This window comes from Streptomyces sp. NPDC033178, assembly GCF_055577685.1.
Map to the genome: position 1 here is coordinate 204,949 of NZ_JBVIPT010000012.1, position 22,295 is coordinate 227,243.

A 22,295-nucleotide genomic window follows, 5' to 3' on the forward strand; every position below is an offset into this window, starting at 1 on the left:
GGGAGCGGCACCCGTGTGGGAGCGCCACCCGTACGGAGCAGCGGACCCCCTCCCCGGATGCGGCCCCGCGCCCCGAGGAGGACGCTCCAGATATCTGGAGGTTCACGATGGGTTCACTGCGACTGACTCTCTGTGCCGGGGTGGTGGCCGCCGCCGCGCTCGCCCCCACCGCGTACGCGGCCGACGGGGGCGTCTCCGTGACCCCGGGGTCCCCGGCTCCCGGCAGCGACGTCCAGCTGCGGGTCAAGGGGTGCTCCGGGATGTCCGGCACCGCCGCGTCCGAGGCGTTCGTCGCCGACGCGCAGCTCACCGGGAAGCCCGGGGCCCTCACCGGCGAGACCCGCGTCCGCTCGACGCTCGACCCCGGCACGTACGACGTCAAGGTCACCTGCGACGGCTTCGAGGACAAGGTCAAGGGCGCCATCACCGTCCTCGACAAGAAGCAACGCGAGAAGCAGGAAAAGCAGGAGAAGCAGGAACAGAACGAGAAGAAAGATCAGCAGGAACAGAAGGAACAGCGGGAGCAGAAGGAACAGCGGGAACAGAAAGATCAGCAGGAGGCGCAGCCCGTCCCGCCCGCGTCCCCCGTCGCGCCCGTGCAAGCGGGCGGCGGCGGTACCGCTCGGCTCGCCGTCGTCGACGCCCGCTCGGAGGGGCCCGGCACCCGGCACGCGGTGGTCGGGCTGGTCCTGGCCGGTGTCGCCGCCGTCGCCGTGGCGGTCCGCAGTTCCCGTCGCAGTCGCGGGAGTACCCGCGGTACGGACTGACCCGCCATGTCCGACCGGGAACACACATCAGGCGGTGGCCGTCTGCTCATGGGCGTGGCCTGGGCGCTGCTGCTCCTCGGGCTGTGGCTGTGGGGCCGCGAGGTGACCGACGTACGCCAGGGCATATCCGCGCCGACCACGGGCGACGTGGCGGCGGTCGGACGGCCCCTCGGTGTCGAACTGCCGCCCGCGGCCGAGCCGCTGGGGGACGCGCGGCCCCAGCGCGTGGACATCCCCGCGCTGGGCGTACAGGCACCCGTGGTGACCCGCGGGCTCGACCCCCGCGGGGCGATCGACCCGCCGCCCTACGGACAGCCGGGGACCGTCGGCTGGTACGGGGACGGTGCGCGGCCCGGGGCGGCCGGGACCGCGCTGCTCGTCGGGCACGTGGACACCGAGACCCGGCCCGCGGTCTTCTACCACCTCAGCGAGGTGCGGCCGGGCGAGACGGTCCGGGTGGTCCGCGACGACGGCAGGGTCGCCGAGTTCACCGTCGAGGACGTCCAGGTCTTCGCCCGGGACCGCTTCGACGCCCGGAAGGTGTACGGGACACGGCAGACCGGCCGCGCCGAACTGCGCCTGATCACCTGTGGCGGCACCTTCGACCGGACCAGCCGCACCTACACGGCGAACGTGGTCGTCTCCGCGTACCTCAGCGGCACGGGTCTGTGAGCCCCGAGCGGCCTCATCCGCACCCTCGTACCGAACCCGAGTGATCCTCGTACCTCACCTGGCCCGGTCGACGACTCGCTCCCCCCGGAGCCGTCGACCGGGCTGGTCCTCGACCGTGCGCGCACGGGCTGCGGGAGTAACCCGGCGGCCGGCACGGGAGGTTCAGGGGCCCGTCCGCGCGTCACGCACGCGCCTCACGAATGGTCCGACAGCCGGGGGCCGGGGCCGTCTGATAAGACTCTAGTTCGGATGAGCGCTCCGGCCTAGGGTCTGATTGACGCCAAGTCCCGGACCGGTGGCGCTGCGTTATCCGCGCAGTTCGGCGCGGGGTCTACGCAGGTCCTGGGTGCTCGCGGCCCAGCTCGGCGATGTCCTGCGAGTCCGTGATCACGGCCGTGGCGACCTCGTCGATGGGCAGCCGGTGACTGCGCGCGTACCGGCGCAGCGCGATGAACGCCTCGTCCATTCCGGTCCGCCGGCGCTCGGCGAGCACGCCCTTCGCCTGCTCGATGCGTACGCGGCTGGAGAGGGCCTCCTGCAACTGGCTCGTCAGTGTCCGGTACTGGCTGAGGACACGGTGGTTGGCGAGCCCGAGGGCGGCCGCGTCGGCCAGGGTCTGCGCGAGGAACAGCGCCGTCCCGTCCGCCGGCGCCGGGGGCGGGTGGACCGGCTCCGGCACGAAGACGTTGAGGGCGCCGAGCGGGGTCCCGTTCCGGCGCAGCGGTACCGCGAAGGTGCTGCCGATGTCGTACCGCAGCGCCCGTTCCGTGAAGTCGGGCCAGCGCGAGGAGGCGTGGGCCGCGCGGATCGCGACCTGCGGGACGGGTTCTCCGCTGCCGTAGCTCTCCAGGCAGGGTCCGCCGTGGTGCTGGACCTCCAACAGGTCGAGCGCCAGCTCCTGTTGGCGGCTGCTCACACCGAACGACACCGTCTCGCCGCCCTCGATCAGCATGATGCCGGCCGCAGAGGCGTCCAGGAGGGCCACACAGTGGTCGGAGAGCCGTCGCAGGTACGCCGCCGTGTCGAAGGCCTCGAAGAGCGTGTCCGCGGCTTCCACGAGGGCGGCCCCCAGCTGGATTTCCCGGCTGCTGTGGTACATGTGCGTGCCCTCTCCGAGTTCGGCCCCGCCCTCGCACGTCCGTTCGGCGCCTACCCGGTGGAGAAGGGGGTGTAACAGCTAGTGGACAAGGGGCGGACGAGCTCGTGGGCGGACCGACACGTATGTCAGGATTGGTACTTCGGACGGTGCACCCGAGGGGGAGTTTGATGTACGGGAGCAGGGGGGCTGTGTCTCTTTTCGCCACTGGAGGGGTGGCAAAGGCGTCCGTGGCGGTGGCCGGAGCTGTGCTGCTGCTGGCGGGGTGTTCATCCTCGGACGGCGACGGCGAGAAGGACACGTCGGGCGCCAAGGTGAGCCAGCAGCCCAAGGACAAGGACCCGTATTGGGTCAATCCCGATGGGAACGCCGCCGAGCAGGTGGCTTCATATGTGAAGGACGGCAAGAAGGACGACGCCGAGCTGATCCGCAAGATCGCCGAGCAGCCCACCGGTGAGTGGCTCACTCCGGAGAACGCCGAGCAGGAGGCGCGCGGCTTCACCGAGGCCGCCGCGAAGGCCGACCGGGACGCGCTGCTCGTCGTCTACAACATCCCGCACCGCGACTGCGGCCAGTTCTCCGGCGGCGGCGCCGCCGACGGCAACGCGTACCGGGGCTTCATCGACCAGGTCGCCAAGGGCATCGGCGACCGCGCGACCACGGTGATCCTGGAACCGGACGCCGTGCTGCACATGGTGGACGGCTGCACCCCGGACGAGTTCCACGAGGAGCGCTACGACCTTCTGCGGGGCGCGGTCGAGAAGTTCAAGTCCCTGAAGAACACAAAGGTCTACCTGGACGCGGGCAACGCGGGCTGGGGCAAGACCGACGACATCACCGAGCCGTTGAAGCTGGCGGGCGTCGAGCAGGCCGACGGCTTCTCGGTCAACGTGTCCAACTTCTACACGACGGCCGACAGCACGAAGTACGGCAAGGAGCTGTCGTCGAAGGTGGGCAACAAGCCGTTCGTGGTCGACACCAGCCGCAACGGCAACGGCCCGTACACGGAAGGTGATCCGGCGGAGAACTGGTGCAACCCGCCCGGCCGCGCGCTCGGGGAGACGCCCACGACCAAGACCGACGACGACCTCGTCGACGCGTACGTGTGGGTCAAGCGGCCCGGCGAGTCCGACGGCACGTGCAAGGGCGGCCCGAAGGCCGGCCAGTGGTGGCCCGAGTACGCACTGAAGCTCGCGAAGGCGACCAAGTAGCCGGCCCACGGGCAACAGCCCGTAGGTGACCGCAGGCAACAGCCCGTACGTGACTGGGGGCGCCCTCCGCGAAGGAGGGCGCCCCCAGTCGTGTCACGCTGCGCGGGTCAGGGAATCTTGACCCACTGGGCCTTGCTCGGGGTGCCCTGGTCGTCCGTGACGAACAGCATGTACCAGCCGGACTCGACGAGGTTGCGGCTCTTGGGCACGGTGACCTCGATGCCGTCCTTCGTCTTCGTGAAGTCCAGCGCGATGGACCGCTGGTCGACATCGGTGACGTGCGTCGACGCGCTCGGCCGGATCAGCCGGGCCGTCTTGATCGACGAGGCGTGCTGCGAGGTGAACGTCCCGGAGCCGCCGCGCTCGATGGTCTTGGGACCACCCGAGAGCGAGGGCCGCGAACCCTGGTACAGATACGGCGGCGTGTAGATCTCGACGCGCTGCTCGAACTTGCCCGGCTTGGTGTTGGCCTTGTCGGCGTAGAGCGAGTCCGAGCCGAAGAACATCACGCGGCCGTCGGGCAGCAGGATCGAGCCCGAGTGGTAGTTCCGGCCCACCAGCGGGTCGGCGACCCGCTTGAAGTCGTTGGACTTCGAGTCGTACATCCGCGCCTGGAGGATGTTGGAGTCACCGCGGCCGCGGTAGTCCTCCGAGCCGCCGGACACCAGCACGTCGTCGTTGGGCAGGATCGAGTACTGCGGATAGCGCGTACCCTTCTCCAGCTCGGGACCGTCCACGAACTTCGGGTCGTCGGCCAGCAGGTCGATGATGCGGGTCTTCTTGCTGGACCGTTCGGACTCGCCGACCCCGCCGCCGCCGATCACCATGTACTTCTCGTCCTGCGCGGGCGGCAGCAGCACCGTGCCCGCGGTCTCCAGGAGCTTCGGGTCGGACATGCCCTTGAGCTTGTTGAACTTGTTCGTCTTCAGGTCCCAGATGCCCGGGTCACGGCCGACGTCGTCGGGGCCGTAACCGGCGTTCGCACCCGAGTAGAACAGCTTGCCGTTCTGCATCAGGGAGATCGCCGGGTAGGTCGGGAACTGCCTGACGCCCTTGGTGTACGTCCACTTCTTGGTCTTCGGGTCGTACACCTCGTTCTTGCCCGGCACCAGCTGGCCGATCTCGTCGAGGCCGGAGAGGCTGAGGATCTTGCCGTCGGACAGCGTGGTGAGCGTCGGGTACCAGCGCGCCTCGTTCATCGGGTCGACCTTGATGTACTTCTCGGCGACCGGGTCGAACTCGTAGGCGTCCTTGATGCCCTGGAAGTCCTTCTTGTCCAGGGCGAGCTTCTCGGCGATGCCGTACGTGTTGCGCGCCTCGGCGCCCGACAGGCCCTGCACGCGGTAGTTGTCCTGCGTACCCGTCTCGTACTTCTTGCCGCTCTTCTGCGCCTCGACGTAGATCCGGCCCAGGCCGGGCTCGTTGCGCAGGAACTTGCCGGTGTCCGGGTCGAAGACCTTCTTGGCCCGCTCGACGACGACCGGGTCCTTCGACACGAACGTCTGGCCGTTCTCCTTGCCCGTGAAGCGGGTGCCCGCGGGCAGGGTGATCGGCTTGTCCGGGTTCTCGTTGTGGACGACCATCAGGCCGCCGGCCTTGGTGATGTCGCCCTTGAGCTTCTCGTACCGCTTGGTGCCGCCCGCGATCAGCAGGTTGCCGTTGGGCAGTTGCGTGTGGCCCGTGCAGAACAGGTCGGCCGGCGTCGGGACCTTCTTGATCGTCTTCTTGACCGGGTCCCAGACACGCGTGTCGAACTTCTTCGCGTCGAAGTTGTCCTGGTTGTTGCCGGAGCCCGCGATCAGCAGGATCTTGCCGGTGTGCAGGAGCGCGGCGTGGATGGTGTTGAGCCGGTACTCCTCGGGGAACTCGACGACGTCCCACTTGCCGTTGTCGGCCTTGTACTCAGGCCTGTTGATCTTGTACTCGTGGTACTGGTCCGACCCGAAGCGGTAGAGCGCGGGTCCGTTCATCCCGGCCAGCGCAAGCACCACCGCCGCACCTATCGCGATGCGGCGGGCGCGGCGGCGGCTGGAACCGTCTTTCATTTCTTACGTCCCCCAAGGGCGATCTGCACTGTCTGGTCGTTGCCTCCGCCTGCCGCCCAGCTCGGCTTCTGCTGGGGCGTGTGCGGTGCGACCGGAGGCTGCTGTGAACTCTGTGGCTGGTGGGGAATGCGGCTGTCCTGCGGGGGCGGAGGCGGGTCCTGGGGGCCGCCCTGCCGGTGCTTGCGCCCCTTCTTGTCCTGCCGCATCATCCAGCGCCAGGCGAACATCGGCGAAGCGGTGATGAGCAGCGCGAAGGTCGCCCAGATGATCATCGCCGGGTGGGCGTGACCGTAGACGAAGCCCGCGGCGATCGAACCGGCGAAGATCGCCATGAAGTACCAGTGGTACCGGAAGGTGCCGAACCAGGTGTCCGGGCTCGCGGAATCGCCCTTCGGGGTGACCACGAACTTGCTCTTGCGACGCAGTACGGAGTCGATCAGCGCCTTCGCGTAGAGCGGCGCCGACAGCGCGGACATGATCATGCCGGCCACACCGCCGGAGCCCTCGGGCTCGTGCGGCGAGACGTTGTGACGGCGGTTCCAGACGTAGAGGCCGATCTGCAGCGCCGAGGCGTTGCCGTAGAGCATCAGCCAGATCGCCGGGTCGATGTTCACACCCGAGGCGCCGAGGCCCAGGAACAGCGCACAGCTCAGCGCCGCCAGGATCCAGTTGAGGGCCGACATCGGGTAGAAGATGATCATCATCGTGTAGTTGAAGAGCTTGCTCGGCGGAAGCGAGTACCAGCCCTTCCAGTACTGCTTGAGGATCGTCTCGTACGTCCCTCGTGACCAGCGCATCTGCTGGGTGAAGAAGTCCGTCCAGGCGTTCGGGCCCTCACCGACGGCCAGCACGTCCGGCGTGTAGACCGAGCGCCACTTCTTGCCCGTCGCCGGGTTCTTGTGGCGGTGGATCTCGAAGCCGGTCGCCATGTCCTCGGTGATCGAGTCGTACAGACCGCCGATCTGCTTCAGCGCCTTGATGCGTACGGCGTTGGACGTGCCGACGAACATCGGGGAGCCGTAGGCGTTGCCGGCGCGCTGGATCAGCGCGTGGAACAGGAACTGCTGCGACTCGGCGGCCTTGGTGATCGGGTTGTCGTAGTTGCCGTAGACCTGCGGGCCGATCACGAAGCCGACGTTCGGGTCGCGGAAGAAGCCGAGCATCCGCTCCAGGTAGTTCGGCAGCGGCACGTGGTCGGTGTCGACGGAGGCGAAGTAGTCGTAGTTGTCGCCGTGCGCGTCCAGCCAGGCGTTGTAGTTGCCGTGCTTGGTCTTGGCGCGGTGCGGGCCCTTGGGCATGTTCCACTTCGCGACGCCCTTGCGGGAGAAGTGGTGCACGCCGAGGCGTTCGCAGACCTCCCGGACCTCGGGGTCGTTGCCCTCGTCGAGCAGCCAGACATGCATGAGGCCGCGGTGGCGGATCTTGACCGCGGCTTCGAGGGTCTTCGTCACCATCTCCAGCGGCTCCTTGCCGGGCACGAAGGAGGTGAGGAAGGCCACTCTCGTACCGGTCTCGGGCACCACCGGGATCGGGTCGCGGGCGACCAGCGTGGCGTGCGCGTTCGACAGCACGTTCATGCAGCGGAAGAGCTCGATCAGACCGATCGAGACCAGCATCACGATGTCGAGCGCCGGCAGGAAGTCGAAGGCCGGGTAGTCGCGTTCGGTCCAGTGCGCCGGCTGGAGCAGCCAGACGAGCAGGACGAGCGAGAGCAGCGGCGCGGCACCCAGCATCAGGGCAGCGCGCAGCCGGTGCGGCTCCTGCGAGAGCAGCGAGCGGTACTGCACCTTGTACGGCTGGGTCGGATCGGGCTGTGTGAGAGGCCCCGCAAGCCTGCTGTAGTGCTCGTAGTCGTATCTCGGCAGTGTCTTCTTGATTCTCCGGAAGCTGCCGGTCCGAGTCTGTGACGGCACCCTCAGTTGGGTGGTCTCGGACGGATCGGAGTTCTGCCGGGCGCCCGTCGGCGTCGACGTCATGAGTCATCCCCCCACACGCGAACCATCGCGTGCTCGTTGTTCCGTTCGCCTGCTCATGTCCCCCTAGACATTCACAGGCGCATCAACAGCAGGCCCCCGCCACCACATCATCCACATACCCTATAGACACGGCGCACCGGCCTTCCGGTTGCATGATGCCCCCCTCGACATCCGTTCATGAACGGGGCCCCTATTCCCCGCCTTCGCACGCAACCGGTTCCAAGCCCCCAACTGCCCTGTAACCGCAGCCTCTTGTCGCCCAGGGTTCTACGCCGTTCACCATGATCGCAAGATGCGAAACATGGTGTTTACCGGTCATACGCGCTCATTGGGGTGTCTGATGGTCTCGTTCGGTGTGGTTGCGGTCAAGCGTGTACGGATGTTGCCGAAGTGTTCCCTTATCGAGTCCTCGGCCCTGGTCGCGTCGCCGGAGCGCACCGCGTCGAGGATCTCCCGGTGCTGCCGGCAGGTGACCTTCGGATCCTGCGGCAGCCCCACGAGATCCGTGCGTACGCGGTGGAAGGCGTCCCAGAAGGCCTCCAGGAGCTCGCTCAGCAGCAGGTTGCCCAGCCCCCGGTAGAGGGTGGCGTGAAAGGCGCGGTCGGTGTCCGCGAGACCGGTGCCCGCGGCCGCCTCCGCGTCCATGCGGTCCACCAGTGCATCCAGTTCGGCGAGATCGTCCGCCGGGACCCGGCCCGCGAGCCGGACGATCAGCCCGGTCTCCACGGCCTCGCGCAGCTGGAGGAGCTGGAGGAGGCTGTCCTCGCCCCGGTAGTGCCCGGCGACCGTGCGGAAGGCGAGGCCCTCGATCATCGGTGCCATGGACATCGGTCCCACGTAGGTGCCGAAGCCGTGCCGGATCTCGACGATGCCCATCGCCTGGAGCGCCTTCAGCGCCTCGCGCACGGAATTGCGGCTGGCGCCGAGCAGCTCCATGAGCTCGGGCTCGGTCGGGAGTACGGCGCCCGAGGGCAGCCGGCGGTCAATGATGAGCTTCTTGATCCGCTCCTGGAGGTCGCGCGCCATGGCCAGAGGGTAGCGGGCCGAAAGGGTTCGGCCATACGCGATGAGGTTTCGGCCGGATACGAACCGGATACGAAGAGGCTCCTCGCGGTGACGAGGAGCCTCTTCGGTGGTGCGCCGCCAGGGACTCGAACCCCGGACCCGCTGATTAAGAGTCAGCTGCTCTAACCAACTGAGCTAGCGGCGCGTGCTGCTCCGCAGACTCTACCTGGTGTCGGGGAGTGCCCCGGCCCCAGCCGCCTCGGGGGCGCGGGGAACTGCGCGACCGGCCCCCATCCACCCGCAGGGCAAAGACAACCCCCTCCTGAACCGCCGGAGGCAACCCGTACATCATTTGGACCGTCAACATGCGACACCCGGTGACAGTTGAGAAACTGACGGACGTGCAGAAGCGCGGACATTTCCACCAGGAGTGTGAGGGGAATCGCATGGCGGCTCCGGTATTCGAGGAATTCGATCCCGAGAGCGACTGTGAATGCCCCGGATGTATCCACTGGCGGCTTGTGCTGCCACATTCAGCGGCCACCGGATTCGGCGGCCATCCGGCGGCCCACCGAGCGCTCGTCCTGGCCGCCGCGGCCGGCACGGCGCTCGGCGCGGGCCACGTCGTACCGGCCGTCGCGACCGCCGCGCACGCCCCGCGGCTGCCCGGCGCCCCCGCGGCCGACGAACCCGACACACCGCAGGGCGGCAAGGCTCCGCTCCACGGCCCCGGAGGCGTTCCGGCCAAGGTCAAGGCACCCCCGACGACCCGGTCCGAGATCATCAACCGGGCCAAGGAATGGGTCGCCGCCGAGGTGCCCTACAGCATGAGCGCGTACTGGTCCGACGGGTACCGCCAGGACTGCTCAGGCTTCGTCTCGATGGCCTGGAACCTCGGCGGGAACGAATGGACGGGCAGCCTCGACAAGTTCGGCGTCCGGATTCCCCGGGAGCAGCTGGAGCCCGGTGACATTCTCCTGTTCCACAATCCGGCGGACCCCGAGAAGGGGTCGCACGTCGTGATTTTCGGGGGCTGGACGGATTACACGCAGGACTACTACATCGCGTACGAGGAGGCCCGCCCGCGCGCCCGCAAGCAGGCCACTCCGTACGCCTACTGGAAGTATTCGGACCGCTATCTGGCGTACCGCTACAAGGGGCTGAAAGGGGGAACGGAAGGCGCGGATCCGGCTTCTCCGGCCGACCCGAAGACCCCGGCCGCTCCGCACACCCCCATCACCTCTCCGGGGACGAGGCCGACGGCGGTTCCCTACCCGGGTGCGGAGGCCTTCGGGCCCGGAGCGAGCAACGCCAATGTCACCCGGCTGGGGCGGATGCTCGTCGAGCGGGGCGCGAGCGCGTACTACTCGGCGGGGCCCGGGCCGCGCTGGTCGGAGGCGGACCGCAGGGCCACCCAGGCGTTCCAGCGGGCGCAGGGCTGGACGGGCGCGGACGCGGACGGGTTCCCGGGGCCGACGACCTGGTCGTACCTGGTGCGTGACAAGGGGCGGGACATCGTCGCCCCGAGCGGCGGCAGTTCCGGCAAGCCCGGGCGGCCCCCGGCCGGAGGTGTCGCCTCGCACGGCGTCCCCGGCTACCCCGGGCGGGCGTTGTTCCGGCCGGGCGCCAGCAACGAGTACGTCACCCGGCTCGGGAAGCAGCTGGTGAAGAAGGGGTTCGGCAAGCACTACACGCAGGGGCCGGGACCGCGCTGGGGCGAGGGCGACCGGCGCAACGTCGAGGCGTTCCAGCGCGCACAAGGGTGGCGCGGCGGTGCGGCCGACGGCTACCCGGGTCCGGAGACCTGGCGGCGGCTCTTCTCCTGAGGGGCCGGATCTCCTGAGGGGCCGGACCGTTCGGACGGCTTCTGACGGCATTTCTCTCATGACAGTTCTTCCTGGCGCGGAGGCACGGAGGCACGTATGAGTACGACGACTGAACAGTCCCCGGAGTTCGAGGGGACCCCAGAGGCGGGCGGTCGGGACACGGGTGGCCGCGGGGCGCGGCTCATCCACAACGAGGCGACCACCGAGATCCCGGTCCACCTGCTGTTCCGCGACGAGCCCGAGCCGGTGTCCGTGCCGCTCGCGCCCGCCGTCGTGAGCCGGCGGCGGGGCACCGGCGAGCAGCCGAGGGTCACCCGGCGGCCGCCCGCCCCGGTGCGGCCGCGGCCGGCGGTGGAGGTCGACCCCGACCTGGTGGAGCGGCCCGCGGGCGTACTGCCGGGCACGGTCGGGGCACTGGCCGGTGCCGTCGGCGCGGCGGGCTGCGTCCTCGCGTCGTGGTGGGCGGGTGTGCTGCCGCGGCTCGCCGTGGACGCGCTGGGGCTGCCGGTGAGCATGAGCGCCGGGCTCGGCGTGCCGCAGTGGGCGGCGCTCGCCGGGGCCGGGGCGCTCACCCTGTTCGGCTTCGGCGGGCTGGCCCGCGGCCGTACCGGACGCGCCTGGGTGCTCGGCCTCTTCGGCCGTTACCGGGGCACGGTCCGGCGCACCGGGCTCATGTGGGTGAACCCGCTGGTGCTGCGCCGCCGGATCGACGTACGCCTGCGGCACTGGCGCAGCGACCCGATGCCGGCGGTCGACGCGAACGGGGTCGCGCTCAGGGTCGTGGTGCTCGTCGTCTGGCGGGTGCGCGACACCGCGCGCGCCGCGCTCGGCGTCGAGGACCACCAGCGGTTTCTGCGCGAGTGCGTGGAGGCGGCACTCGCCCGGGTGCTCGCGCAGCTGCCGGCCGACGTCGCGCCCAACTCGCCGAGGGCCGCCGACTCCGCGACCCTGCGCAACACCGAGGCCGTCGGCGACTCGCTGACCCGCATCGTGGCCGCGGACGCGGCGGCGGCCGGCCTCCAGGTGTTCTCGGCGCAGCCGCTGCGCGTCGAGTACGCGCCCGAGGTCGCCGCAGTGATGCAGCGCCGCCGGATCGCGGCACTCGACGCCCAGCACCGCGACAAGGTCCTCACCTCGGTCGTCGACTCCGTCGAGGACACGGTGACCCGGCTGACCGTGCGCGGGCTCGTCGAACTCGACGACTACGAGCGCAAGGCTCTGGTGAAGGATCTGACGGTGGCGTTCTATACGGGACATGGAGATCGCTGACCGCCGCACCCCCACCGGTGACCGCCGCACCCCCGCCGACGAACACCGCACCCCCGCCGGAGACCACCTCACCCTCGCCGGGCTCGCCTCGGACGCCTGGAGTCTGACCGACGGAACACCGCGCGCCGTGCTGGGCCTCGCAGGCCCGCCCGGCGCCGGCAAGTCGACCCTCGCCCGCGCCCTCGTCGCGCACCTGGGGGAGGGGGCCGCCTATCTGCCGCTCGACGGCTTCCATCTCTCCAACGCCCAGTTGGAGCGCCTCGGCCTGACCGCCCGCAAGGGCTCCGAACCGAGCTTCGACGTGTGGGGGTACGTCGACCTGCTGCGCCGGGTCCTCGACGAGACCGGCCGCGACATCTACGTACCGGACTTCGACCGTACGCTCCACGAGCCGGTCGCCGCACGGCACGTGGTGCCCCCGGCGGCGCGGCTGATCGTCACGGAGGGGAACTACCTCGCCTGCGACCTGCCGGGATGGCGGGAGGCGTATGTGTTCATGGGGGAGTGCTGGTACGTCGAGGCGCCCGGGGACGTGCGCCAGGTGAGGCTGGTGGAGCGGCAGTTGGCGGGCGGGAGGAGTGAAGGGGAGGCACGGAAGTGGGTGGAGACCAACGATGAGCCCAACGGGGAACTCGTGGTGACATCACGGGACCGCTGCCACCGAATCCTCTCCACTATTGGTATGGACATGTTCAACAGTCAGCAATAATCTGGGACTTGGTCTAGACCTGCATCATCGCCATACGCATCGCGATGCGCACGCACAGCTCACGGAACTTCCCCCACGTTCTCCAGGAGCGGCAGCATGCGGAAAAAGACGAAGTTGTACGCCGCCGCGGTCGGCCTCGCCACCACGGGAGCGCTCGTGCTCTCCAGCGGCGGTGCCACCGGCCACGGCTACACCGACCTCCCCATCAGCCGGCAGAAGCTCTGCCAGAACGGCTCCGTGACCAACTGCGGCGCCATCCAGTGGGAACCCCAGAGCGTCGAGGGCCCCAAGGGCTTCCCGGCGGCCGGGCCCGCGGACGGGCAGATCTGCTCCGCGAACCACACCAACTTCGGCGCGCTCGACAAGGCGACGACGCCCTCGGGCGGTGCCTGGCCGACGACCAGGGTCAGCGGAGGGCAGAGCTACACCTTCCGCTGGCAGTTCACGGCCCGGCACTCCACGACCGACTTCAAGTACTACATCACCAAGAACGGGTGGAACCAGAACGCTCCGCTGACCCGGTCCGCGCTGGTCACGGCCCCGTTCCTGACCGTCCCCTACAGCGGCCAGCCGCCGGCGACGCTCTCGCACAGCGGCACCCTGCCGACCGGCAAGAGCGGTCACCACGTCATCCTCGCGGTGTGGACGATCGCCGACACGGCGAACGCGTTCTACGCCTGCTCGGACGTGACGTTCTGAGCGCCCGCCACCCGTTCGCCGCGCAACTCTGAGCATCTCTTGAGGCTCTTGCTCACCCCCCACGGGTAGGTTCCACGCACGTCGACATGACCATGACGGCGTGCGTGGAGCTGTACCGAACATCGGGGGACGTCGATGGACTTCATGTTCTATGCGGTGCCGGGCCTGATCATGGCCGTGACCGTCTTCCTGGCGGTCAGGGTGGTCCGCCGTGCGCTGGAGCTCAGGCGTGCCTGGAACAGCGGGCTGACCGCGGAGGCGCGCTGCCTGCGCACGTACACGACGACCAGCGGCGGCAGCGGTGACTCCTCCGTGCGCACGACGCTGCACCACGTGTACGAGTTCACGGCCCGGGACGGGCGCACCATCCGTTTCGAGGAGGAGGGCGGGCCGGGCACGACGGTCGAGGGCGACATCGTCGTCGTGCACTACGCCGAGGGCGAGATGGTGAAGGCCACGGCCCAGGCGCCGGGCCACGTCAGGAACACGGCCTCCACCGTGGGCATCCTGACGTTCCTCTCCGTGGTCGTGGTGTTCTGCGTCGGCTTCATGGTCACGTACACCGAGGCCTTCGGCGACAACTCCTTCATGGACGACGACCCTTCCGTGAACAAGGTGGACGAGCCTCCTTCGATCGACGACAGGCCGTACAACAAGGTGCCGTGACCCTTCCGCACCTGACCCTCCACATCTGACGCCTCGTCAATTATGGTGCGCCTCCATGGGATCCAGGAGCGTGGGGACCGGCGCACGGACCGTCGCGGAGCTCGTGCAGGACCGGTGGGGCGACCACCGGCCGGGGCTGTGGTTCGAGGAGCGGACCCTGACCCACCACGAGGTGGCCGCGGGCGCGGCGGCGCGGGCCGCGCTGCTGTCGGACCTGCTGCCGCCCGGCGCGGAACCACATGTGGGCGTGCTGCTCGACAACACCCCCGAGTTCCCTCTGTGGCTGAGCGCGGCGGCCCTGGCGGGCGCGGCCGTCGCCGGTATCAATCCCACCCGCCGCGGTCCCGAACTCGCCCGCGACATCCTGCACACCGAGTGCCGTGTCCTGGTCACCGAGCGGGCACACCTGCCCCTCCTCGACGGACTCGAACTCCCGGGCCTGCGACTGCTGGTGACCGACACCGAGGCGTACGAGGAACTGCTCGCGCCGTACGCGGACGCGCGCCCCGAGCCGACGCGGGCCACCCCGGGGAGCCGCCTCCTCCTGTACTTCACCTCCGGCTCGACCGGGGCGCCCAAGGCGGCGATCTGCTCGCAGGGGCGGCTCGCGGCGGCCGGGCGGTCGCTGGTCGGCCACTTCGGGGTGCGGGCGGACGACGTGCACTACATCTGCATGCCGATGTTCCACGGCAACGCGGTCATCGCGGACTGGGCCCCCGCCCTCGCGGCCGGCGCGGGCGTCGCACTGCGGCGACGGTTCTCGGCCTCGGGCTTCCTGACGGACGTACGGGCGTACGGGGCCACGTACTTCACGTACGTGGGACGGGCCGTGCAGTACATCCTGGCCACCCCCGCCCGCGCCGACGACCGGGACAACCCGCTGCGGACGGGATTCGGGACGGAGGCGGGGGCGGTGGACGCGGCCGCCTTCGAGAAGCGGTTCGGGGTGCGGCTGGTGGAGGGGTACGGGTCCTCCGAGGGCGGGGCGGCGATCCAGCGGACGCCCGGTACACCGAAGGGGGCGATCGGGCGGGCCGCGCCCGGCGACGATCTCGCGGTGGTCGACCCGGTGAGCCGCACGGAGTGCCCAGCGGCGGCCTTCGGCCCCGACGGCAGGCTGCTCAACGGGCGTGACGCCATAGGCGAGCTGGTGAACCGCGGGCCCAACCCGTTCGAGGGCTACTGGCGCAACGAGGCGGCGGAGGCGGCCCGGCAGCGCGACGGCTGGTACTGGACCGGGGACCTGTTCTACCGGGACGCCGACGGGTTCCTGTACTTCGCGGGGCGCACGGACGACCGGCTCCGCGTCGACAGCGAGAACCTGGCCGCCGCGGTGATCGAGAACATCCTCGCCCGCTACGAGGACGCCGCCGCCGTCGCCGTGTACGCGGTGCCGGATCCGGTGGCCGGCGACCAGGTGATGGCGACGCTGGCGCTGAGGGAGGCGGCGGACTTCGACCCGCTCCGGTTCGCCGAGTTCCTGCTGGCCCAGCCGGATCTGGGCACCAAGATGGCCCCCCGCTTCGTACGGATCGTGGACCGCATGCCGGTCACCGCCACCAACAAGATCCACCGGGTCGGGCTGCGGCGGGAGGGGTTCCGGTGCGGGGACCCGGTGTGGTGGCGGCCGCCGGGGGAGTCCGCGTACCGGCGGCTGGACGAGGCGGACCTGGCGGAGCTCATGGCGCGGTACCGGGCGCGGGGGCGCGAGGAACTGCTGGTGAGATAGGGGGCTGGGGGCCGGACCTGCCACGGCCCCTCGACCGGGCTCAGGGAGGGGGCACGCGAAAGGCCCCCGCTCTCGCGGAGGCCTTCGTGTTGTGCGCCGCCAGGGACTCGAACCCCGGACCCGCTGATTAAGAGTCAGCTGCTCTAACCAACTGAGCTAGCGGCGCATGACTCTCGCCAACCGCTTTTCGCGGCTGGCGACAGAAAAAATAATACCTGGTCCGTGAGGGTGCTCCGGACCACCCGACCGGCAGCTCGGGCGGCTCGTGGGTTCAGCCCGCGGATTCAGATCGCGAGCGAGAGCAGTACCGGCGCCGCGCCCCGGTTCAGGGTGTCCGCAGCCTCGCGCAGCCGGTGGGCATGGGAGACCGGGAGGGAGAGGGCGAGGCAGCCCACGGCCGAGCCGGCCGTGATGGGGACCGCCGCGCACACCGTGCCGACCGCGTACTCCTGGAGGTCGAGCACGGGCACGGTGGGTGCCTGGGCGTCGAGCCGGGACAGGAGCGCGCGCTCGTTCGTGATGGTGCGCGAGGTGAGGCGGGCCATCCGGTGGCGGGAGAGATGGTCGCGCCGGGCGTTGAGGTCGAGCTGGCCGAGAAGGCTCTTGCCGATCGCGCTGGCGTGGGCGGAGGAGCGGAAGTCCACCCATTCGTTGACCGCCGGGGCGGTCGGGCTGTCGGCCCACTGGGAGACGTGGATCTCGCCGTCCACGTACCGGCTCATGTAGACGGCGGCGCCGACCGAGTCGCGCAGCCGGTCGAGGTTCCGCTGGAGCTGGGCGCGCAGCGCCTCGTCCCGGCCGTGGGCGGAACCCAGCCTGCCGAGCGCCGCCCCGGTGACGTACGCCCCGTCGGCGATCTGCTCGACGTACCCCTCGCGGCGCAGCATCCGCAGGAGCGCGGTGAGGCGCTCCGTGCCGAGGCCGGTGCGGCTGGCGAGTTCGGCGTCCGTGACACCGGTGGTGTGCCGCGCCGCCACGGTCTCCAGGACGCGCAGGGCATCCTGGGCCGAGTGGTACGGCACGGTCGGCTCGACCTTCACGAAAGCTCACCTCGCAGTGACGCTCCGGGTGCTGGCAGAAGTTTTTCCTGCCGGGGGTCCGGGGGTTGTCCCCCGGAATAGTGCAGCAGCGCCACGGTGGGTCCCCTTGCGCTTTTCGGCCCGGCTTTCACTTCAACGCAGCCCGGACGGCCGGGCCCCCTCCACGATAACCGCCAAGAGGCGTACGGGGAGGGGCTGTTGGCGAGATTGGTGGCTCGTTCCAGTCCCCTCAACAGCGGGGCATCCTTCTGGCATATGCCAAAGTCATGCCCCATCGGCCCGGCCTCCGTACCTTGCCGTCTCCACTTCTTGAAGACCGCCGGTGACGCTCCCGAGGGATTACAGCACCGCGCCGAGGAACTCCCGCGTCCGCTCGTGCTCCGGGTCGCCGAAGATCTTCTCCGGCGGACCGGACTCCAGGACACGCCCCGAGTCGAACATCAGCACCTGGTCGGAGATGTCCCGGGCGAAGTTCATCTCGTGGGTCACACAGAGCATCGTGATGTCCGTGGTGCGGGCGATGTCCCTGAGCACGTCGAGGACGCCCGCGACCAGCTCGGGGTCGAGCGCGGAGGTCACCTCGTCGAGGAGCAGGACCTGCGGCCGCATCGCCAGGGCCCGCGCGATCGCGACCCGCTGCTGCTGGCCGCCGGAGAGCTGGCTCGGGTACTTGTCGACGTGCTCGGTCAGCCCGACCAGTTCGAGCAGCTCCCGGGCCCGCTCCTCGGCCGCGTCCTTGGACATGCCGAGCACGGTGACCGGCGCCTCCGTGATGTTGCGCAGCACCTTCATGTTGGGGAAGAGGTTGAACTGCTGGAAGACCATCCCGATGTTCTTGCGGACCTCGCGGATGTGCTTCTCGCCGGCCGGGACCAGCTTGCCGTTCTTCTCCTCGTGGGAGAGGTAGTCGCCGTTGACCTTTATCGTGCCCTCGTCGGGCTTGGCCAGGGTCATCAGCAGCCGCAGGATCGTCGTCTTGCCGGAGCCGGACGGGCCGATCAACGTGACGTGCTTGCCGGAGGCTACGGAGAAGTCGAGCTCGTCGAGGACCACGTTGTCCCCGAAGCGCTTGGTGACCTTGTCGAAGCGGATCAGCTCGCTGCCGTCCGCCGCCGGGTTGGCGTCGGAGTTGGCGTCGGGCTCTTTCATCAGAGGGGTGTCAGCGGACAAGACGTCGCTCCAGGGCTCGCATGAGGAGGGAAGCGGGATAGGAAATGAGGATGAAGGCCACGCCGATGACCGTCAGAGGCTCGGTGAACTGGAAGTTCTGCTGCGCGAACAGCCGAGCCTCACCGAGCATGTCGAGGACGGTGATCGCCATCAGCATCGGCGTGTCCTTGAGCATCGAGATGACGTAGTTGCCCAGCGCGGGCACCACCCGGCGGATCGCCTGCGGCAGGATCACCGCGGTCCACGTCCGGGTCATGGGCAGGTTCAGTGCCGTGGCCGCTTCCCACTGGCCGGCCGGCACGCCCTCGATACCGGCCCGGTAGACCTGCATCGTGTACGTCGAGTAGTGCAGCCCGATCGCGACGACACCGGTGGTCATCGCGGAGAACGTGATGTTCCACTCGGGCAGCACGTAGAAGAGGAAGAACAGCTGCACCAGCAGCGGGGTGTTCCGGATGAACTCCGTGACGACCCCGACCGGCCAGCGCACCCAGCGGCTCGGCGCACGCATCAGCAGCGCCCACACCAGCCCGAGGGCGAAGGAGATCAGCGAGCCGAGCACCAGGGCCTGCAGGGTGACCAGCAGTCCGTCCCAGAAGTGCGGCATGAAGTCGCCGACGGCACTCCAGTCCCATTTCATCAGCGACCCCCTGCCGCTTCGGCACCGACGGCCGTGGTCTCCGGGCGGGGCGCGGGAAGCTTCCCGCGGCCCTCGGGCACCCTGCCGAGCCCGGCCTTCAGCTTCTTCTCCAGACCGCGCATGACCCGCGTGAGCAGGAAGGCGATCACGAAGTAGATCAGCAGGATGTACGTGTAGATCTCCGCGCTCTCCTGCAGCGCGAGCCGCACCAGGTTGCCGCTGAACGCCAGGTCGCCCATGCCCATCACGGACACCAGGGCCGTGCCCTTGAGCAGCTCGATCAGCAGGTTGGAGAAGGGCGGGATCATCTCCGGCACCGCCTGCGGAAGCAGGATCAGCCGCAGCCGCTGCCAGGGCGTGAAGCTCAGCGCGATGCCGCCCTCACGCTGGGCCGGGTCGACGGAGTTCAGGGCGCCGCGCACGATCTCGGAGCCGTACGCCCCGTAGGTGAGACCCAGTGCGAGGGTGCCCGCCCACATGGGGACCAGCTGCCAGCCGAAGGCCGGGGGCAGCACGAAGAACACCCAGAAGATCATGATCAGCGCGGAGGTGCCGCGGAACACCTCGGTGTAGAAGCCCGCGAGGAAGCGGACGATCCACAGCCGGTGGGTGCGCGCGATGCCCACCACGAAGGAGACGGCCGCGGCCAGCGCAGCGCTGAACACCAGCAGCTGGACCGTGACCCAGATCCCCTTCAGCACGAGTTCCCAGAGTCCCGATGTCATCCGCCGCACAACTCCTTCGCGGTCATATCGGTCATCTCGTTCTTGGTGAAACCGAAGGGCTGGAGGATCCGGAACAGCTCACCGCTCTCCTTCAGCTTCCTGAGCTCCACGTTGAAGGCGTCCCGCAGCCCGGTCTCCGTCGGGCGGAACGCGAAGCCACCGCCGTCGACGTGCGGCTTGCCGTCCACGAGTGGCGCGAACGGCTTGGTCGACTCCGTCTTTCGGGACTTCTTGACGACCTCGCGGGTGGTCAGCGCCGTACCCGCGAAGACGTCGACACGGCCCGCCTCGACGGCGTTCAGACCCGCGACCTGGTCCGGGACGATCAGGATGTCGCTCTCCTTGTACCCGGCGTCGACCGCGTACTGGATCTCCGCGTAGCCGGTCCCGGTCGCGAACTTCGCCTTCGACTCCACGACGTCCTTGTAGTCGTGCAGGTTCTTCGGATTGCCCTTGCGCACGATGAAGGAGTCGAGCATCTGGTAGTCGGGGTCGGAGAAGATCACCTGCTCGCAGCGTTCGGCGTTGATGTACATGCCGGCGGCGACGACGTCGAACTGCTGGGAGTTCAGACCGGGGATGAGCGAGCCGAACTCCGTGGGCACGGGCTGGACGCTGTCCACCCCCAGCCGCTTGAAGATGACCCGCGCGAGTTCCGGTGCCTCGCCGGTGAGCTTGCCGTCCTTGTCGATGTAGCCGAAAGGGATCTCGCCGGCGATGCCGAGGCGTACGACGCCCTGGGCCTTCAGCCGGTCCAGGAGATCACCGCCTTCCTTGCCGGACGCCGTGGCCACACGGCTGCATCCGGCCGCGCCGAGCGCGCCGAACGTCGCGACGCCGGCCAGCAGTGACCGGCGGCTCGCGCCGCGTTTCTCCTCTTTCGCGGAAGCTTCCTTCGCGTCGTTCCCAAATGGTGGAGCCATGGGCGCGCGGCTACCCGGGACGATGCGAGTTATGCGGATCTGTTTGCGCCCCGTTTGCGGCAGGGCCCTCTTGACCCGGGGTGGACCATGGAAATCATGACCGACCGCTACATCGACGTGTCCCTGTCCAAGCGCGGAGTCCACTGCACAGCCAAGCTCCTCGACGACCGTGCGCCGATCACCTGCGAGGCGGTGTGGAACGCACTGCCGCTGAGCAGTGACGTGTATCACGCGAAGTACGCCCGCAACGAGATCTATGCCCTGTTCCCGGCGTTCGCGCCGGCCGAGCCGCCGCTGGAGAACCCGACCGTCACGCCCATTCCGGGCGACCTCTGCTATTTCTCCTTCTCCGGTACGCAGCTGGGTACGCAGGCGTACGGGTACGGGGGTGCCTCCGGCGTGCAGGCGGGTACGCCGGTGATCGACCTCGCCCTGTTCTACGAGCGGAACAATCTGCTGCTCAACGGGGATGTGGGGTGGGTGCCCGGGATTGTGTGGGGGCAGGTGGTGGAGGGGCTGGACGCGATGGCGGAGGCGTGCAATGACCTGTGGCGTGCGGGTGCGCTGGGGGAGACGCTGAGCTTCTCCCGGGTCTAAGGGCTGCGCAGTTCCCCGCGCCCCTAAAAGATCGCGCGGTTACCCGCGCCCCTGAAGAAGGGGCGCGGGGAACCGCGCGACCAGCCACGACCGACCCGCAGTCGGATCACCGCTCCAGCTGAGCGCTCGGTGGCGCGATCCCCGCGACCCCCGCCTCGTACAACGCGTGCGCCGTCCGCAGGACCAGCGCGTCCTGGTGGCGAGCACCCACGATCTGAAGGCCGACCGGCAGGCCGGTCTCATCCGTGCCCACCGGGACGGTTGCCGCGGGCTGCTGGGTCATGTTGAACGGGTACGTGAACGGCGTCCACCCGGTCCAGCGGCGATGCCCCGAGCCGCGGGGGACCTCCGCGCCCGCCTCGAAGGCGGTGATCGGGATCGTCGGGGTGACCAGGACGTCGTAGGTCTCGTGGAAGAGGCCCATGCGGCGGCCGAGTTCCATGCGTACGTCCACCGCGGCGAGGTAGTCCAGCGCGCTGGACCGGGCCCCAGCCTCGCAGATCTCCCGCAGCCCCGGGTCCAGCAGTTCCCGCTGGTCGGGGCCGAGCCGCTGGGTGACCCGGGCCGCCCCGCCGAACCACAGTGTGTGGAAGGCCTCGACGGGATCCGTGAAGTCGGGGTCGGCCTCCTCGACGTACGCCCCGAGGGACGCGAGCCCCTCCACCCCGCGCCGCACCGCCGCGGCGACCCCGGGCTGCACGGCGACCTGGCCGCCGAGGGAGGGCGAGTACGCGACGCGCAGCCCCCGTACACCGCCGGCCAGTCCGTCCACGAACGAGCCGTTCACCGGGCCGAGTTGCGACCAGTCGCGTGGGTCGGGGCCGCTGATGACGTCCATCATCAGTGCCGCGTCCGCCGCGTCCCGTGTCATCGGCCCGACGTGCGCAAGCGTGCCGAACGCGCTCGCGGGATACAGCGGCACCCTCCCGTACGTCGCCTTCAGCGCGAAGATCCCGCAGAAGGCGCCGGGGATACGAACGCTGCCGCCCCCGTCCGTGCCCAGCGACAGCGGGCCCGCGCCCAGTGCCACGGCCGCCGCGCTGCCGCCGCTGGACCCGCCCGAGGTGCGCGAGAGGTCGTACGGGTTCCGTGTCACCCCCGCCTGGGGTGAGTCGGTGACGCCCTTCCAGCCGAACTCGGGTGTCGTCGTCCGGCCGACGAACACGGCACCGTGTTCGCGCAGCCGGGCCACGGAGGGCGCGTCCTCGTCCCAACGGCCCTGCGGGGAGATCGTTCTGGAGCCCTTGAGCGTCGGTCCGCCTCGCATCAGCAGGATGTCCTTCACCGAGACCGGCACCCCGTCGACCAGCCCGGCCGGCTCACCGCGGCGCCATCGCTCGGCCGACTCCGCGGCCTGGGAGAGGGCCGCGTCCGCCTCGACGCGTACGAACGCGTTCACCGCGGGCTGGACCTCCTCGGCCCTGCGCAGCGCGGCCCGCACCACGTCCACGGGGCTGAATTCGCCCTTGCGGTATCCCTCGACGAGTCGTACCGCGGTCAGCTCGGTGAGCTCGGTCATCCGCCCCTCCA

The 22,295-nt window shown here is 69.5% G+C and carries 20 protein-coding genes and 2 tRNA genes; 10 read left to right on the forward strand and 12 right to left on the reverse strand.

All coding sequences use genetic code 11. The features are described from left to right. The first annotated feature begins 107 nt into the window (after positions 1–107). Positions 108–767: a hypothetical protein gene (locus ACZ5VQ_RS28600; RefSeq protein WP_469107379.1), complete on the forward strand. Its 660-nt coding sequence runs from the start codon at positions 108–110 to the stop codon at positions 765–767. Positions 768–773: 6 nt separating this feature from the next. Continuing rightward, a complete protein-coding gene (locus ACZ5VQ_RS28605; protein WP_469107380.1) occupies positions 774–1,439 on the forward strand; it encodes a class F sortase in 666 nt (221 codons plus the stop codon). Positions 1,440–1,770: 331 nt separating this feature from the next. Here ACZ5VQ_RS28605 and ACZ5VQ_RS28610 read toward each other — a convergent pair whose 3' ends face one another. Further along, positions 1,771–2,538: a GAF and ANTAR domain-containing protein gene (locus ACZ5VQ_RS28610; RefSeq protein WP_469107381.1), complete on the reverse strand. Its 768-nt coding sequence runs from the start codon at positions 2,536–2,538 to the stop codon at positions 1,771–1,773. Positions 2,539–2,705: 167 nt separating this feature from the next. On the opposite strand from ACZ5VQ_RS28610, the gene ACZ5VQ_RS28615 reads away from it, so the two are divergent. Next, on the forward strand, positions 2,706–3,746 hold the full coding sequence (locus tag ACZ5VQ_RS28615; RefSeq protein ID WP_469107382.1) for a glycoside hydrolase family 6 protein: 1,041 nt from the start codon (positions 2,706–2,708) through the stop codon (positions 3,744–3,746). A 107-nt stretch (positions 3,747–3,853) separates the two neighbouring features. On the opposite strand, the gene glxA is transcribed toward ACZ5VQ_RS28615, so the two are convergent. From glxA to ACZ5VQ_RS28635, 4 genes are all read right to left on the reverse strand, one after another. Next, positions 3,854–5,791, reverse strand: a complete 1,938-nt coding sequence (glxA, locus tag ACZ5VQ_RS28620) for a radical copper oxidase GlxA (RefSeq protein ID WP_469107383.1) — start codon at positions 5,789–5,791, stop codon at positions 3,854–3,856. Further along, positions 5,788–7,767 carry a glycosyltransferase family 2 protein gene (locus ACZ5VQ_RS28625; RefSeq protein ID WP_469107384.1) on the reverse strand — a complete coding sequence of 660 codons (1,980 nt, stop codon included), beginning with the start codon at positions 7,765–7,767 and terminating at the stop codon, positions 5,788–5,790. Before ACZ5VQ_RS28625 ends, glxA begins: the two co-directional genes overlap by 4 nt. Positions 7,768–8,082: 315 nt before the next feature. Next, positions 8,083–8,793 (reverse strand): FadR/GntR family transcriptional regulator, encoded by a 711-nt coding sequence (locus ACZ5VQ_RS28630; protein ID WP_200397958.1) that lies wholly within the window; start codon positions 8,791–8,793, stop codon positions 8,083–8,085. A gap of 107 nt (positions 8,794–8,900) precedes the next feature. Further along, positions 8,901–8,977: transfer RNA gene (locus tag ACZ5VQ_RS28635), tRNA-Lys, on the reverse strand. Positions 8,978–9,218: 241 nt separating this feature from the next. Between ACZ5VQ_RS28635 and ACZ5VQ_RS28640 the strand changes: the two genes are divergently transcribed. The 6 genes from ACZ5VQ_RS28640 (at position 9,219) to ACZ5VQ_RS28665 (ending at position 15,670) form a co-directional block, all read left to right on the forward strand. Then, a complete protein-coding gene (locus tag ACZ5VQ_RS28640) occupies positions 9,219–10,598 on the forward strand; it encodes a peptidoglycan-binding protein (protein WP_469107385.1) in 1,380 nt (459 codons plus the stop codon). Between the two features lie 96 nt (positions 10,599–10,694). Further along, positions 10,695–11,867, forward strand: coding sequence for an SPFH domain-containing protein (locus ACZ5VQ_RS28645; RefSeq protein WP_469107386.1), 1,173 nt, complete (start codon positions 10,695–10,697; stop codon positions 11,865–11,867). After that, positions 11,854–12,576, forward strand: a complete 723-nt coding sequence (locus ACZ5VQ_RS28650; protein WP_469107387.1) for a nucleoside/nucleotide kinase family protein — start codon at positions 11,854–11,856, stop codon at positions 12,574–12,576. The genes ACZ5VQ_RS28645 and ACZ5VQ_RS28650 overlap by 14 nt, the downstream gene beginning before the upstream one ends. Positions 12,577–12,672: 96 nt before the next feature. Further along, complete coding sequence (locus ACZ5VQ_RS28655; protein ID WP_469107388.1) at positions 12,673–13,275, forward strand: lytic polysaccharide monooxygenase auxiliary activity family 9 protein; 603 nt, start codon at positions 12,673–12,675, stop codon at positions 13,273–13,275. Between the two features lie 135 nt (positions 13,276–13,410). Further along, positions 13,411–13,941, forward strand: a complete 531-nt coding sequence (locus ACZ5VQ_RS28660) for a DUF3592 domain-containing protein (protein ID WP_469107389.1) — start codon at positions 13,411–13,413, stop codon at positions 13,939–13,941. A gap of 55 nt (positions 13,942–13,996) precedes the next feature. Further along, the gene (locus tag ACZ5VQ_RS28665; protein WP_469107390.1) at positions 13,997–15,670 is read left to right on the forward strand and encodes an AMP-binding protein; all 1,674 of its coding nucleotides are present in this window, start codon (positions 13,997–13,999) and stop codon (positions 15,668–15,670) included. A gap of 92 nt (positions 15,671–15,762) precedes the next feature. On the opposite strand, the gene ACZ5VQ_RS28670 is transcribed toward ACZ5VQ_RS28665, so the two are convergent. The 6 genes from ACZ5VQ_RS28670 to ehuB form a co-directional block, all read right to left on the reverse strand. Then, positions 15,763–15,836 (reverse strand) — tRNA-Lys (locus ACZ5VQ_RS28670). Positions 15,837–15,954: 118 nt separating this feature from the next. Beyond that, positions 15,955–16,710: an IclR family transcriptional regulator gene (locus ACZ5VQ_RS28675; RefSeq protein WP_469107391.1), complete on the reverse strand. Its 756-nt coding sequence runs from the start codon at positions 16,708–16,710 to the stop codon at positions 15,955–15,957. 339 nt (positions 16,711–17,049) lie between these two features. Then, positions 17,050–17,859, reverse strand: a complete 810-nt coding sequence (gene ehuA / locus ACZ5VQ_RS28680) for an ectoine/hydroxyectoine ABC transporter ATP-binding protein EhuA (protein ID WP_469107392.1) — start codon at positions 17,857–17,859, stop codon at positions 17,050–17,052. 10 nt (positions 17,860–17,869) lie between these two features. Further along, complete coding sequence (gene ehuD / locus ACZ5VQ_RS28685) at positions 17,870–18,520, reverse strand: ectoine/hydroxyectoine ABC transporter permease subunit EhuD (RefSeq protein ID WP_359714175.1); 651 nt, start codon at positions 18,518–18,520, stop codon at positions 17,870–17,872. Continuing rightward, entirely contained in the window at positions 18,520–19,245 is a 726-nt protein-coding gene (gene ehuC, locus ACZ5VQ_RS28690) for an ectoine/hydroxyectoine ABC transporter permease subunit EhuC (RefSeq protein ID WP_469107393.1), read from the reverse strand. Before ehuC ends, ehuD begins: the two co-directional genes overlap by 1 nt. Next, positions 19,242–20,168, reverse strand: coding sequence for an ectoine/hydroxyectoine ABC transporter substrate-binding protein EhuB (gene ehuB, locus ACZ5VQ_RS28695; RefSeq protein ID WP_469107394.1), 927 nt, complete (start codon positions 20,166–20,168; stop codon positions 19,242–19,244). The genes ehuC and ehuB overlap by 4 nt, the downstream gene beginning before the upstream one ends. A 96-nt stretch (positions 20,169–20,264) precedes the next feature. Between ehuB and ACZ5VQ_RS28700 the strand changes: the two genes are divergently transcribed. Further along, positions 20,265–20,765 carry a DUF3830 family protein gene (locus ACZ5VQ_RS28700; protein WP_186001010.1) on the forward strand — a complete coding sequence of 167 codons (501 nt, stop codon included), beginning with the start codon at positions 20,265–20,267 and terminating at the stop codon, positions 20,763–20,765. A gap of 106 nt (positions 20,766–20,871) precedes the next feature. Here ACZ5VQ_RS28700 and ACZ5VQ_RS28705 read toward each other — a convergent pair whose 3' ends face one another. Continuing rightward, a complete protein-coding gene (locus tag ACZ5VQ_RS28705) occupies positions 20,872–22,284 on the reverse strand; it encodes an amidase (protein WP_469107395.1) in 1,413 nt (470 codons plus the stop codon). Between the last annotated feature and the right edge of the window lie 11 nt (positions 22,285–22,295).

Coding starts and splice junctions, on each gene's coding strand:
- ACZ5VQ_RS28610 (WP_469107381.1), bottom strand. CDS start 2,538: ATGTACCACAGCAGCCGGGAAATCCAGCTGGGGGCCGCCCTCGTGGAA.
- ehuA (WP_469107392.1), bottom strand. CDS start 17,859: ATGAAAGAGCCCGACGCCAACTCCGACGCCAACCCGGCGGCGGACGGC.
- ACZ5VQ_RS28650 (WP_469107387.1), top strand. CDS start 11,854: ATGGAGATCGCTGACCGCCGCACCCCCACCGGTGACCGCCGCACCCCC.
- ACZ5VQ_RS28660 (WP_469107389.1), top strand. CDS start 13,411: ATGGACTTCATGTTCTATGCGGTGCCGGGCCTGATCATGGCCGTGACC.
- ehuC (WP_469107393.1), bottom strand. CDS start 19,245: ATGACATCGGGACTCTGGGAACTCGTGCTGAAGGGGATCTGGGTCACG.
- ACZ5VQ_RS28630 (WP_200397958.1), bottom strand. CDS start 8,793: ATGGCGCGCGACCTCCAGGAGCGGATCAAGAAGCTCATCATTGACCGC.
- ACZ5VQ_RS28645 (WP_469107386.1), top strand. CDS start 10,695: ATGAGTACGACGACTGAACAGTCCCCGGAGTTCGAGGGGACCCCAGAG.
- ACZ5VQ_RS28615 (WP_469107382.1), top strand. CDS start 2,706: ATGTACGGGAGCAGGGGGGCTGTGTCTCTTTTCGCCACTGGAGGGGTG.
- ACZ5VQ_RS28655 (WP_469107388.1), top strand. CDS start 12,673: ATGCGGAAAAAGACGAAGTTGTACGCCGCCGCGGTCGGCCTCGCCACC.
- ACZ5VQ_RS28605 (WP_469107380.1), top strand. CDS start 774: ATGTCCGACCGGGAACACACATCAGGCGGTGGCCGTCTGCTCATGGGC.
- ACZ5VQ_RS28600 (WP_469107379.1), top strand. CDS start 108: ATGGGTTCACTGCGACTGACTCTCTGTGCCGGGGTGGTGGCCGCCGCC.
- ACZ5VQ_RS28700 (WP_186001010.1), top strand. CDS start 20,265: ATGACCGACCGCTACATCGACGTGTCCCTGTCCAAGCGCGGAGTCCAC.
- glxA (WP_469107383.1), bottom strand. CDS start 5,791: ATGAAAGACGGTTCCAGCCGCCGCCGCGCCCGCCGCATCGCGATAGGT.
- ACZ5VQ_RS28640 (WP_469107385.1), top strand. CDS start 9,219: ATGGCGGCTCCGGTATTCGAGGAATTCGATCCCGAGAGCGACTGTGAA.
- ACZ5VQ_RS28625 (WP_469107384.1), bottom strand. CDS start 7,767: ATGACGTCGACGCCGACGGGCGCCCGGCAGAACTCCGATCCGTCCGAG.
- ACZ5VQ_RS28665 (WP_469107390.1), top strand. CDS start 13,997: ATGGGATCCAGGAGCGTGGGGACCGGCGCACGGACCGTCGCGGAGCTC.
- ehuB (WP_469107394.1), bottom strand. CDS start 20,168: ATGGCTCCACCATTTGGGAACGACGCGAAGGAAGCTTCCGCGAAAGAG.
- ACZ5VQ_RS28705 (WP_469107395.1), bottom strand. CDS start 22,284: ATGACCGAGCTCACCGAGCTGACCGCGGTACGACTCGTCGAGGGATAC.
- ehuD (WP_359714175.1), bottom strand. CDS start 18,520: ATGAAATGGGACTGGAGTGCCGTCGGCGACTTCATGCCGCACTTCTGG.